Origin of the sequence: Sporosarcina ureilytica, assembly GCF_001753205.1 — a bacterium.
GTDB classification, from domain to species: domain Bacteria; phylum Bacillota; class Bacilli; order Bacillales_A; family Planococcaceae; genus Sporosarcina; species Sporosarcina ureilytica.
In genome coordinates, this window is record NZ_CP017560.1 from 2840423 (window position 1) to 2853122 (window position 12700).

General features: G+C 38.6%; 10 protein-coding genes. 4 read left to right on the forward strand and 6 right to left on the reverse strand.

Annotated elements, in window-relative coordinates; translation table 11 throughout:
* Positions 1-63: 63 nt before the first annotated feature.
* The 3 genes from BI350_RS14015 to BI350_RS14025 all read right to left on the reverse strand — a co-directional run bounded on the left by BI350_RS14015 (position 64) and on the right by BI350_RS14025 (position 2540).
* Positions 64-606 (reverse strand): hypothetical protein, encoded by a 543-nt coding sequence (locus BI350_RS14015; RefSeq protein ID WP_075528705.1) that lies wholly within the window; start codon positions 604-606, stop codon positions 64-66.
* A gap of 74 nt (positions 607-680) precedes the next feature.
* A complete protein-coding gene (locus BI350_RS14020; RefSeq protein WP_075528706.1) occupies positions 681-1361 on the reverse strand; it encodes a response regulator in 681 nt (226 codons plus the stop codon).
* A 27-nt stretch (positions 1362-1388) separates the two neighbouring features.
* On the reverse strand, positions 1389-2540 hold the full coding sequence (locus tag BI350_RS14025) for a sensor histidine kinase (RefSeq protein WP_082295093.1): 1152 nt from the start codon (positions 2538-2540) through the stop codon (positions 1389-1391).
* Between the two features lie 142 nt (positions 2541-2682).
* Between BI350_RS14025 and BI350_RS14030 the strand changes: the two genes are divergently transcribed.
* Both BI350_RS14030 and BI350_RS14035 read left to right on the forward strand, forming a co-directional pair.
* Positions 2683-3315 (forward strand): YigZ family protein, encoded by a 633-nt coding sequence (locus BI350_RS14030; protein WP_075528707.1) that lies wholly within the window; start codon positions 2683-2685, stop codon positions 3313-3315.
* A gap of 329 nt (positions 3316-3644) precedes the next feature.
* Entirely contained in the window at positions 3645-4703 is a 1059-nt protein-coding gene (locus BI350_RS14035; RefSeq protein ID WP_075528708.1) for an LCP family protein, read from the forward strand.
* 99 nt (positions 4704-4802) lie between these two features.
* Here BI350_RS14035 and BI350_RS14040 read toward each other — a convergent pair whose 3' ends face one another.
* The gene (locus BI350_RS14040; RefSeq protein ID WP_075528709.1) at positions 4803-5846 is read right to left on the reverse strand and encodes a glycosyltransferase family 4 protein; all 1044 of its coding nucleotides are present in this window, start codon (positions 5844-5846) and stop codon (positions 4803-4805) included.
* A 227-nt stretch (positions 5847-6073) separates the two neighbouring features.
* Here BI350_RS14040 and secA2 point away from each other — a divergent pair, with 227 nt between their 5' ends.
* Complete coding sequence (gene secA2, locus BI350_RS14045; RefSeq protein ID WP_075528710.1) at positions 6074-8407, forward strand: accessory Sec system translocase SecA2; 2334 nt, start codon at positions 6074-6076, stop codon at positions 8405-8407.
* Positions 8408-8685: 278 nt separating this feature from the next.
* Here the strand turns inward: secA2 and BI350_RS14050 are convergent, their stop codons facing one another.
* Both BI350_RS14050 and BI350_RS14055 read right to left on the reverse strand, forming a co-directional pair.
* Complete coding sequence (locus BI350_RS14050) at positions 8686-9387, reverse strand: glucosamine-6-phosphate deaminase (RefSeq protein WP_075528711.1); 702 nt, start codon at positions 9385-9387, stop codon at positions 8686-8688.
* A 283-nt stretch (positions 9388-9670) separates the two neighbouring features.
* Positions 9671-10987: an NAD-dependent malic enzyme gene (locus BI350_RS14055; protein WP_075528712.1), complete on the reverse strand. Its 1317-nt coding sequence runs from the start codon at positions 10985-10987 to the stop codon at positions 9671-9673.
* A gap of 247 nt (positions 10988-11234) precedes the next feature.
* Between BI350_RS14055 and brnQ the strand changes: the two genes are divergently transcribed.
* A complete protein-coding gene (gene brnQ, locus BI350_RS14060) occupies positions 11235-12530 on the forward strand; it encodes a branched-chain amino acid transport system II carrier protein (RefSeq protein WP_075529394.1) in 1296 nt (431 codons plus the stop codon).
* The last annotated feature ends 170 nt before the right edge of the window (positions 12531-12700 follow it).

Genomic DNA, 12700 nt, shown 5'->3' on the forward strand with positions numbered 1-12700 from the left:
AATTCAATCAAGAAAAAGCTTGCATCTACTAGAAAGATAATCATCTTATCCGTCGGTTATAACTTATTGTTTCATCGCGTCGTCCCCCAGATAATGCACAGAAGAGACTTTCCATTCGTTGTTTTCTTTCGTGAATACAGTTACTTGACGTCCATTTTCACTAGTTTCCAGCCCAGTGGATAGTTGTTTTAACGAAGATTTCAATACTGCGAATACTTGCGCTTCCGCTTCTGAATATTTGACAATCGTTACGTCTGAAACTTCACGCACAAGGTTATAATCTTTGAATATTGACTCCGTGTGTGTACGCTCTTCTTCCAAATCGAAGCTTTCCGTGTTTTCTGATAGCGTTTCCATATAAGCATCTAGCTCTTTTTCATTAAAAGTGGAAATATATGTGTCGAAAGCTTGAAGGATTTGCTCTTTCTCTTCTTTCGGAATATTTTCAGCCTCTTCAATTGAATCTCCCATTAAGCTAAATCCCACTGATTCCTCAGACACGTCTTGCTTATTTTGTTCTTTTTCTTCGTTGTTCGCCCCATTATTGCTACAAGCACCTAAAAGAAGCATCGTCATCATAAGTAATGCCAATTGTATTTTTTTCATTAGAATAGCTCCTCCTGTTAAACATCTAAAAGGGCCACTCAAAGCGAATGGCCCTTTTAATTATGACAAAATGATTACTTTACTTCAACCCAACCGTTTTTAATCGCCGTCACAACTGCTTGCGTCCGGTCGTTGACGCTCATTTTTTGTAAAATACTAGATACGTGGTTTTTCACAGTTTTCTCTGAAATAAATAACGTTTCACCTATTGTTCGGTTACTTTGTCCATCCGTTAACAACTGAAGCACTTCACTTTCGCGTTTTGTAAGTAAATGATACGGACGACGAATATCATTTTGTTGGAACGCACCTTTATGCTCACGTTCACTTAATCTACGGAACTCTTCAACAAGGTTATGTGTCACTTTTGGATGTAGATAAGAACCACCTGACGAAACGACTTTAATCGCCTCAACAATTTCATCAGCATCCATTTCTTTCAGCATATATCCTAACGCACCAGTTTTAAGCGCATGCGTTACGTAAGAACCATCGTCATGAATGGAAAGAATAATCACTTTCGCGTCAGGATATTCATTTAAAAGTGCTTCTGTAGCATCTACGCCATTCATTCGTGGCATATTAATATCCATTAGAATGACATCTGGTTGATATTGTTCATAAAGTGCAACTACTTCGGCGCCGTCGTCTCCTTCAGCGGCAACTTCAAATGAATCTTCAAAATCTAAGATTCGTTTGACGCCTTCACGGAATAATTGATGGTCGTCTATGATGATTATCTTTGTTTTTGGCATGTTATTTCCTCCCAATCGAGATCAATTCTAATTCCCCTCATTATTCAATGGAATTTGAAAAAGAATGATTGTCCCTTTACCTATAGTAGAATTTATTTTCATTGCGCCTTTTAGTAAATCTACACGCTCACGCATTCCGATTAATCCAAAAGACTTCTTTTTTACTTTATTTACATCGAACCCTTTTCCATTATCTTTAATGATTATATTAAGTGTATCGCGAAGCCACTCTACTTTCACCCAAATACTACTCGGTTTACCATGTTTTAAAGCATTTGCTACTGATTCTTGAACAAGTCTAAAGACAGCAGCTTCAAAATTTGTATGAAAACGTTGTTCGTTTCCAATGCTTTGAAAATGAATATCGACATCCTTCTCAAAGTCTTCAATTTGGGATAAGTATTTCTTTAAAGCTGGACCAACCCCTAAGTCGTCAAGCGACATAGGACGAAGGTCGAAAATAACACGTCTAACCTCAATAAGTGCTGCGCGTACATTCATTCTCAAGGATTTTAATTCCGATAACGCCGATGCTTTTCCTTCTTCATTAAATATCTTTTCAACCAACCCTGCTCGCAACAGCACATTTGCTAGCATTTGAGCGGGTCCATCATGGATATCGCGAGACAACCTTTTCCGTTCCTCTTCTTGTGCTTCGATAATACGAATCGAAAACTCTTGCTTTTGCTTCGCATCCTCAAGCGCTGCACCGACATTTTTCAAATCGGATGTCAAATAATTGATAACAGTAGCCACTTGGGTTACAAGTTGTTCTGCCCGGTCAATCGTTTCCAATAATCCTTCAAGTTGGCGTTCTAACTCATCTCGTCTTTTACGTAATCGTTTTTCTTCCATTTCATTCATTGATAACTTAAGTTGCAATTTACTCGCAACCTCATAAGCCTCTCTCACTTCTACTTCTGAGTATGACTGAAAATTCTTCGACACATCAGCAAGCCTGCGACGTGATTGACGACTTTTCACTTCCATCAAATCATTCTCTGTGATTAATAAAGAAATATCTTGTTTTACTTCTTCAAGTTCTGCTCTCATTTGCTCATAGTTCTGCCTGCTCTGTTCACTAATTACATAAATATCATTTTTTGATTGATTCATCGTACGGACCATACTATTAAAAATGGCGTCTAGTGTCTTTATATCAATCGGTTCATTATTCAACGTTTTCACTCCATTTTATATAGAAATCCTTATGATTTAAAATACTACAGGCGTTATGAGTTCCACAGTCACCTTATATATTATATCATTAGTATAGCAAATGAATATTAAGTTTGTATTACAAGTAGTGGAGGCGTTACAAATGCGTTCAGATTATCGTACTGTAAATCAATACGGAGAAAGCGAATATATCATACAAAAATCAAGATTTATTACTTATGTAAAGCATACAGAAACTGAGGATGAAGCAATTGATTTCATCAACGAAATTAAAAAAACGCATCATACTGCAACCCATAATTGTTCGGCTTATCTAATTGGAGAACATGATGAAATACAGAAGGCAAATGATGATGGCGAGCCTTCTGGTACTGCCGGTTTCCCAATGCTTGAAGTCTTAAAAAAACAAAATCTAAAAGATACAACCGTTGTTGTCACTCGTTATTTTGGCGGCATTAAGTTAGGTGGCGGTGGACTCATCCGTGCATATGGCCGAGCAACGACAGAAGGAATTGCGGCTACGGGGACAGTTGAACGTAGACTTCATCACCTAATGAAAGTAACAATTGACTACACTTGGCTTGGCAAAGTTGAAAATGAAGTTAGACAATCACCATACCCCCTTAAAGAAATCACCTATACGGAAGATGTAGAAGTATACTTGTATGTACCTATAGCCGAAGAATCCGCGTTTACTGAATGGGTGACAGAATTAACAAACGGACAAAGCGATATCGCATCCGTCGGTCAAGAGTTCCTTGAATTTAATCTGTAATACATTTACTTATGGAACTTAAAGTAGTATACTAAGTCGAGTTATCTATCGTTGTAAAATTTTTAACTTAATTTGTCGAACATCCTGATTTTTGAATGTATTTGAAAGAAAAACAATCCCCTTCTAGAAAGCATGCCTTAAAATCTTGCTACTAGAAACCGATTTTATTTCAATGCAAATGCATAATGATTGTTCGATGTACCTGTCATAGTCGCATTTTCCCCAATAACTGGACTTAAGATGATGACACTTATTAATTCTTACAAAAAGCTTTTTACTCCTATTGTGACCAAATATATGGTCCATATACTAAATTCGGAGGAATTAGAATGAAAAGACAAGAATATAAACGGATTTCCAGAAAACGATCTGGTAAACGACTTGCGATTAAAATATCACTCCTGGTCGCCTTGACAGCATTTCTTTCTGTTGTTGGCTACGGAGTCTTTTTACAGAAAAAAGCCACTAACGCCGCAAATCGGGCTTATGAGGCGCTAGATGACAGAACTAAGTCAGAGTTACGCGAAGAAGCGGTTGAACCTCTTAAAGACAATGTTTCTATCCTTTTCATAGGTGTTGATGAAAGTGACAAGCGAAAAGATAGCGGAAACCCCAGATCAGATGCATTGCTCGTCGCCACTTTAAATAATAAAGAAAAGACTGTAAAACTACTCAGTATTCCACGTGATTCATACGTTTATGTCCCAAGTCGAGGACGCCAAGACAAAATCACCCACGCACATGCATTTGGCGGAACGAAAGGAACAATTGACGCAGTTGAAGGGTTCCTCGATATTCCGATTGACTATTATGTAAAAATGAATTTTAATGCCTTTATAGAAGTTGTTGATGCAGTTGGTGGCATTGACGTTGAAGTTCCATATGACCGCATCGAATTAGATGAAAATGACCAGCGTACAATCGAACTTAAAAAAGGCCTCCAACACTTAGACGGACAACATGCACTTGCACTAGCTCGAACACGCAAACTAGACAGTGATGTTGAACGAGGCAAACGTCAACAAATGATTTTACAAGCAATCATGAAGGAAGCTTTTTCTGTAAAATCGATTACGAAATATGGTGATGTGATTGATGCCATCGGAGACAATATGAAAACAGACATGACTTTCAATGAAATGAAATCTTTTATAGAATATGTAAAAGGCGGCATACCGGAAGTTACGATGCTCAATCTGGCTGGAACAGACGATATGTCGACAGGTATTTACTATTGGATGCTCGATGAAGAACAGTTAGACGATGTGAAATATGAACTAAAATCCCACCTTGGATTGTCACCATTCTCTACCAGCCTAACAGACAAAAGTCGAGGCTTAGAAACCGATTCAAATGAAGCGGCAGACGAAGCCGACTATAAAAAATAATATTATAAAAACCTGCATGTATGAACAAACTACATGCAGGTTTTATTTTTAAACAAAAAGACTAAGCGACCTTTTTATGGCTTGCTTAGTCTTTGACTTTTATCGTCCAATCATTCGTACAAGATTGATAAGCGGTCGATAATTCGCTCCCGCTAGTCCAATTAACTCAACGAGAAGTTCAATTGCTAATAATAACAGAATCACCAAAATGACTGATCCCCACACGGTTGCTTGCGAAAACAAGATAGCAGCTAAACCGAACAATGCAGCAATCCCATAAATAATTAACACTGATTGCTTATGCGAAAAACCGGTTCTTAATAAACAATGATGTAAGTGTGATTTATCAGGTGCTGAAATTTTTTGTTTCATTCGAATTCGACGTACGATTGCAAAAAACGTGTCAGAAATCGGAACACCTAAAATAATCACTGGGATAATTAACGAAATAATCGCTACATTTTTAAAACCTAATAAGGCAAGCACTGAAATCATAAACCCTAGAAATAACGAACCGGTATCACCCATAAATATCTTTGCCGGATGAAAATTAAAAAATAAAAATCCAAACGAACTTGCTGCAAGTATAGCAGCTGTAGCAACAACAAAGGGATTCCCCATTATTACGGCCATAATAGACAGGGAAATAAGCGCAATTGTCGAAACACCTGCTGCCAGACCGTCAAGACCGTCTATTAAGTTAATTGCATTCGTAATACCAATAATCCAGATAATTGTAATTGGAATACTTAAATAGCCAAATTCTAATTGTCCACCAAAAGGTAAGTTAATAAATTCAATTTGTAAACCGCCCCACATTACAACGACGATTGCGGCCGCAAGTTGTCCAACAATTTTTGCTTTGGCAGTAATTTCAAGCATATCATCAAGAAATCCTGTTAAAATAATGAGACTAGCGCCGATTAGAATTCCTGTAGAATGACTATCTTCAGGGCGCAGTAGTAAATATCCTACTAAGAAAGCGCCAAATATAGCAAGTCCACCGATACGTGGCATAATGGCTGTATGAACTTTTCTGTAATTTGGTTGATCAACTGCTCCGATACGGAAAGCAAACCTTCGGACAAGCGGAGTTAGTATAAGCGATGCTACGAACGCAGCAACAATTGCTAGGATTAACATGTCCTGCCTCCCTATAAAATCAATTATTTAATAAACCACCAGTATTATACCATGAATAGACAAAGAAAACACCTATCCCTATGTAATTACAAATTTTCTTTTATATTACACTATATGAAAATATGCCTGATTGAAAACATTACAAGAGATAGTAGTTATTTAATTCCCTTTTTGCTAAAATAGAAACGATCCCTATTATATAGGGAAAGAAAAAGGAGCGTTCATTTATGTTATCAATTTTCAAACGTTCGAAGAGAACTAGCGAGCGTCAACTTAGAAAATATCGTAAAATAGTCAATCAGATAAATAAGTTAGAAAGTGAGTACGAAGCACTTTCTGACGTTCAACTTCAAGCAATGACCGATTCTTTTAAAGACCGTTTGCAAAATGGAGAAACCTTACAAGCCATTATTCCTGAAGCATTTGCGGTTGTAAGGGAGGCATCCAAAAGAGTACTTGATATGCGTCCTTATGACGTTCAACTTATCGGTGGAATCGTTCTCGCTGAAGGAGATATCGCAGAAATGCCTACTGGTGAAGGTAAAACCCTTGTCGCTGCCATGCCTTCTTACGTTCGTGCACTCGAAGGTAAAGGTGTACACGTGATTACAGTAAACGATTATTTAGCTAAACGAGACTTTGAACAAATCGGTCAAATTCATCGTTATTTAGGATTATCTGTCGGACTCAATATTCCTATGATGCAACCAGATGAAAAGCAAAAAGCTTATCAAGCAGATATTACGTATGGTGTAGGAACAGAGTTTGGCTTTGATTACTTACGCGACAACATGGTGCGCAATACTGAAGAAAGAGTTCAACGTCCTTATCATTTTGCTATAATCGATGAAGTGGATAGTGTCCTCGTTGACGAAGCAAAAACGCCATTAATTATTGCAGGTAAAATGGAAGCCGATGCAGACCTACATGAAGTTTCCGCACGTCTTGCAAAACGCTTTAAACAAGGAGTCGATTTCGACTTCGACGAAGAGACAAAAGCCACTTCTTTAACCGATACCGGTATCGAAAAGGTTGAACAAGCATTTGGCATTGGCAACCTCTATGAACTCGAGCACCAGACACTTTATCACTATGTCATTCAAGCTGTACGCGCTCGAGTTATTTTCAAACGGGATGTTGATTATATTGTTAAAGACGATAAAATCGAACTCGTTGATTTATTTACGGGAAGAATTATGGAAGGCCGTACATTGTCAGATGGATTGCACCAAGCAATCGAGGCAAAAGAAGGCGTTCCAACTACGGAGGAAAATAAGGCTCAAGCGCAAATTACCATTCAAAACTATTTCCGCATGTACCCAACTCTGTGCGGTATGACTGGGACTGCGAAAACACAAGAGAAGGAATTTCGTGAAGTGTATGGAATGGATGTTATCCAAATTCCAACTAACAAGCCTATTGCCCGTATCGATCAACCAGATCTTGTATTCGAAACCATTGATCAAAAATATACAGCGATGGCAAAAGAAGTTGCTGAGCGTAACAAAAAAGGACAACCTGTACTCGTTGGTACAACTTCGATACTGCAATCAGAAAAAGTGGGAGAATATTTAAACAAACTAAAGTTATCCTATAATTTATTAAACGCAAAAAGTGTTGAGCAAGAAATTCACTTAATTTCTCAAGCCGGACAACACGGACAAATTACCGTTGCGACGAATATGGCAGGACGCGGTACAGATATCAAACTGGGTGAAGGCGTTCCTGAAATAGGTGGCCTCTTCGTCTTAGGAACTGAAAAACATGAGAGTCGTCGAATTGACAACCAACTTCGCGGCCGCTCCGGAAGACAAGGTGACCCAGGAGAAAGCCAATTTTTCCTTTCACTTGAAGATGAAATGTTTACAAGGTTCGCCAAAGAAGAGGTTGAAAAAGTTAAACCTAGAGTGCGCTCTGATGAATCAGGACTGATTCTAACGGCTAATGTTCATGAACTGACCGAACGCACACAGCGTATTGTTGAAGGCGTTCATTTCTCTATGCGTGAATATAATTTAAAATTAGACGACGTCATTAACGATCAACGAAATGTAATTTATTCGCTTCGTGATAAAGTGCTAGCTGGTGAAAACCTATTCGAAGAACTCAAAACGATGTTGAATGAATTGGTTGAATTTGTAGTATATGAAAGTTGCCCTAATAATATGAGTAGTGAGGATTGGAATTTTGAACAAATCGAACAAACGATGAATTCTATATTACCAAATCCGATAACGATTCCTCGTGAAATAAGCGGGACGAAGGAGATTTTCCAAGTCCTAGAGCAACCACTTGCTGAATTATTATTATACATGGAAGAATTCTCGAATGATGAACGTGTCATTCAAGCGATTCCGCAAGTAATGCTTGCGCACATCGACGCTACTTGGGTGAAACACCTTGAAGCTATGACACGTCTAAAAGAAGGGATTGGGCTTCGCTCTTATTCACAAGAAGATCCAATGCGTATCTACCAACGAGAAGGACTTGAAATTTTCGGCACGCATTTCCAAAAACTTCGACGAAATATTGCCCAAGAAATAATTCATTTTATTAACTGAGTCAATTTCATAATTACCTAAAACCGCAAGTTGATACAAATATAGTTGAGAACGGTTTAACTCAACTATATATTGTATCGGCGCAGCGAAAAGATTGGATTATGAAATTGACTAAACTATCACAAAGAACATATGAAAGAAACTTAACATGAAGACGAATTCCCCCTCGGAATTCGTCTTTTCTTATTCTCTACTTACGGAGAATGAGACGATGCGATTGGGGGTAACGATAAAAAAAGAGCGCCAAGTCATCTAGACTTGAACGCTCTTAACTTTTATCAAATATCAAGATCTGTAATAATCGTGACATCATCATGTTCTAGTAACTTAGTAATCGGCCAATCCGTATCCACTTTTCCTTCTGCTAACTTAGTAAGTGCAGCTCGTTTTTTCTCCCCGAAAGCTAATAACACAATTTTTTTCGCACGTAAAATAGATGTAATTCCCATTGTCAACGCCGTATTAGGTACTTGTTCACCAGGTTTAAAGAAGCGGCTATTCACTTCCAATGTAGACGGCGTGAGCTTTGCCACATGGGTCACGGAGTCGAAAGGTGTCCCTGGCTCATTAAATGCAATATGCCCATTTTCCCCAACACCAAGGATTTGAATATCTAATGGATTGGCTAGAAGTAAGTCTTCAAATCGCTGACACTCTTCTTCTAAGTTTTCCGCTAATCCGTTTAATGTATTCACTTTTTTAAATTTCTTTTTACTAAATAAATGTTCATTCATAAAATATGCATAGCCATTTGGATTGTCATCAGAAATGCCCACATACTCATCCAAATTGAATGTTGTGACGTCTGAGAAGTCAAGGTCAGATTCTACCCATTTCTTATACACTGGAATCATCGTACCACCTGTGGCTAGACCTATGACATGCAGTTCGTTTTTTTCAAGTGCTTCCTTAATGAAATTAAACAGATTTTCTGACCCTTCATCAGGATTATTCACTTTAATAAACTTTAAACCATTCATCGTATCAACCGACCTTCATTAGATTTGTTCCGTGATTCAATTGTAATTTTTCTACTTGCCATGGTCAACTATAACACAATCTTACTTATCCCCTGCCACCGCCCTATATTTTTCATTTAAGTCGATTTTCTCATTATAGGAATTGACCAAATCCCTCTACTTTAAACATTATATGGTTGAGTAGTATGTCTGGATTCATCAAAGCAAGCATTCTTGCCTCTCTTTACAATAAAAAAACTACGATGCATTGCATTATACAAAATAGCATCGTAGTTTTGTTGATTTATAGACTTTCTGAAGCAACCCGTTCAACCGCCGCAGCTACATTTTCGTGGACAGTTGGATCTAGTGGATGTGGCACAAGATCTCCCGATTTCGTGCTATCGACAATCGCAAGGGCGGCAGCAATTAGCATAGGGTATGTAATTTCCTTCGCCTGTGCATTGAGTGCACCGCGAAAAATTCCCGGAAACCCAAGGATGTTATTAACAAGACGACCATCTGCTGCAAATGCAGCACCCGCTTTTAAAGCAACTGCTGGTTCAATTTCTGCATTTGGATTTGAAAGTGCTAAAATAACTTGTCCTTTCCGCACCATTTCAGGCTTAATAAGTCCCGCTACACCCGTAGTGGCGACGACAATATCACATGTCTCCATAAGTTCTTCTAACGACTTTGCGATCGTACCTCCGTGTTCTACAAGACGTTGGCAAGCAGCATCGTCTCTGTCAATGCCGAGTACCCCTTTCACACCATAGGCCATGAGCATTCGGCTAATCGCTAATCCCGCTGCTCCTAAACCGATTTGTCCAACGACAGAGTCCGATAATTTAACACCTGCTTGTCTACAGGCAGAAATGATAGACGCGAGGGTGACAACAGCTGTTCCATGCTGGTCGTCATGCATGACTGGGATTGGCAATTCTTTTTTCAATCGTTCTTCAACTTCAAAACAATGGGGGGACCCGATATCTTCCAGTAAAATACCACCGAAACCTTGGTAAATATTTTTCACCGTTTGGACAATCTCATCTGGATCCGTCGTACTTAATAAAATGGGGACACCGCTAATGTCTGCGAACTGATCGAATAACACGGACTTCCCTTCCATGACAGGCATTCCAGCAACAGGTCCAATATCACCAAGACCTAAAATCGCCGTCCCATCTGTCACGATGGCAACTGAATTGGAGATACCTGTAAAGTAATTTGCTTGTTCAGGATCTTCTTTAATCATCTCACATACGTTCGCGACCCCAGGCGTATAAACCCGACGCAAATCGCCGAGAGAGCGAATTTCCATACGACTCTTCATATGAACTTTTCCGCCCTCATGTGCTTGCAATACATCGTCTGTAACTGCATGGACAGTAATGCCATCTCCAATTTGGTTGATCGCCTCAACGATAGAGATAAGATGTTCTTCGTCCTTACAATGAATTGATACATCACGGATTGTAGACAATGTTCCAATTTTTATCGTTTGAATATCGCCAATATCTCCTTCAAGTGAGCCAATCGCTAAAGCAACTTTAGCAAAGTTACCAGGCGAAGAAGGTGTCTCGACGATAAGATTGCGCATGAATTCTGCTGATTCCATTTTAATAACCCCCTATGAAAGCGCTATATTTATATTTTACACACCATAATGTTAATCGTAAATTGAAGAATTCTTCTGAATATTAGAATGCCATACTCTGAACAAATCTAGCAAGTTTCGACATTTTTTTCATTTACCTTCGTTTTTTGTCGAAAATTTTGTTATACTAATGATTGGTTTAAAAGATTCATAATTTCAAGGAGCTGCAAATATTGTGACACTTCGAAAAAACTTTATAATTGGGCTAATGCTCTTCGCGCTATTTTTAGGCGCCGGAAATATAATATTTCCACCGGCTCTTGGTCAAATGGCCGGGAACAACTTAGTTATCGCGATGCTCGGATTTTTAATTACAGGGGTTGGCCTACCGCTTGTAGCCGTACTTGCCATTGCAAATTCAAACACAGGAGAAAGCGGAGGACTTCAGTCGATTGCGAGTCGTGTACATCCAGCTTTTGGTGTTGTTTTTACAATGATTATTTATATGGCAATAGGTCCGTTTTTCGGCATTCCAAGGACTGCAACGGTCTCTTATGAAATCGGAATCGTTCCGTTTCTAACAAATAATGTAGCTGATTCAAGTTGGCCGCTTCTGTTGTTTACAATTGTATTCTTTACAATTACTGTTGCACTTGCATTAAATCCAGCTAAGTTAGTGGACAGAATTGGCAAAATCTTAACACCAATCTTATTTATCATAATTGGTGCTCTGGTCATAAAAAGTTTAATCACTCCGATGGGGAGTATCCAAGAAGCACATGGGGATTATGCAATTCAACCATTCTTCCGAAGCTTTGTAGAAGGTTATTTGACAATGGATGTAATCGCGGCACTCGTTTTCGGAATAATTATAATAAACGCCCTAAAGGTGGAAGGTATAACAAAAAAAGGACCTGCTTTTAAAGCAACCATTATTGCCGGGATTATCGCTGCAGTTGGGTTGACACTTGTTTATGTTTCCCTTGGCTATATCGGCGCAACAAGCGTAGATGCGATTGGATTACAAGATAATGGCGGGGCAATTTTAGCGCTTGCTTCTAAATACTTGTACGGAAGTGCGGGCACTACTATTCTAGCTTTAACGATTATTTTTGCTTGTTTAACCACTTCAATTGGGCTCGTATCAGCATGCGCCCAATACTTTGAAGAAACATTTCCACAACTGTCGTACAAAGTATACGTATTCCTCTTTGCAGGGTTCAGTACGATCATTGGAAATTTTGGTTTAACACAGCTGATCCAAATTTCTATCCCAGTCTTAATGATGGTCTATCCATTGGCGATTGTATTAATGATGATGTCATTCATCGATAAATCATTTGGCAGAAAACCAATCGTCTATATTTTAGCATTATTAGGCACTGCAGTAATTAGCGTTTTCGATGGATTAAAAGTGGCAGATATTGATGTAAAACCTGTCACGTCGATCCTTTCACACTTACCACTTTATGAACAGCAAATTGGTTGGCTACTTCCAGCGATTGTTGGTGCACTTATCGGAATCATCATTAGCCAATTCACGCCAGAACGGAAACATGGATGATGATTGTGAGCGTTATATAAACTATCATTAATAATGATAGTCAACAATTTAAAGCGATATTGCCTACTAAAAAGTAGCAATATCGCTTTTTTATTCAAAAATCCATTTATTTGCTGGACTTTATGAAAATTGCAGTTTCAACGATGCGAGATTTCCCTCTCAATCCCTTG

Bases quoted from the DNA above. Each gene is read 5' to 3' on its own strand.
- BI350_RS14015 (WP_075528705.1), bottom strand. From the start codon at position 606: ATGAAAAAAATACAATTGGCATTACTTATGATGACGATGCTTCTTTTA.
- BI350_RS14020 (WP_075528706.1), bottom strand. From the start codon at position 1,361: ATGCCAAAAACAAAGATAATCATCATAGACGACCATCAATTATTCCGT.
- BI350_RS14030 (WP_075528707.1), top strand. From the start codon at position 2,683: ATGCGTTCAGATTATCGTACTGTAAATCAATACGGAGAAAGCGAATAT.
- BI350_RS14035 (WP_075528708.1), top strand. From the start codon at position 3,645: ATGAAAAGACAAGAATATAAACGGATTTCCAGAAAACGATCTGGTAAA.
- BI350_RS14040 (WP_075528709.1), bottom strand. From the start codon at position 5,846: ATGTTAATCCTAGCAATTGTTGCTGCGTTCGTAGCATCGCTTATACTA.
- secA2 (WP_075528710.1), top strand. From the start codon at position 6,074: ATGTTATCAATTTTCAAACGTTCGAAGAGAACTAGCGAGCGTCAACTT.
- BI350_RS14050 (WP_075528711.1), bottom strand. From the start codon at position 9,387: ATGAATGGTTTAAAGTTTATTAAAGTGAATAATCCTGATGAAGGGTCA.
- BI350_RS14055 (WP_075528712.1), bottom strand. From the start codon at position 10,987: ATGGAATCAGCAGAATTCATGCGCAATCTTATCGTCGAGACACCTTCT.
- brnQ (WP_075529394.1), top strand. From the start codon at position 11,235: ATGCTCTTCGCGCTATTTTTAGGCGCCGGAAATATAATATTTCCACCG.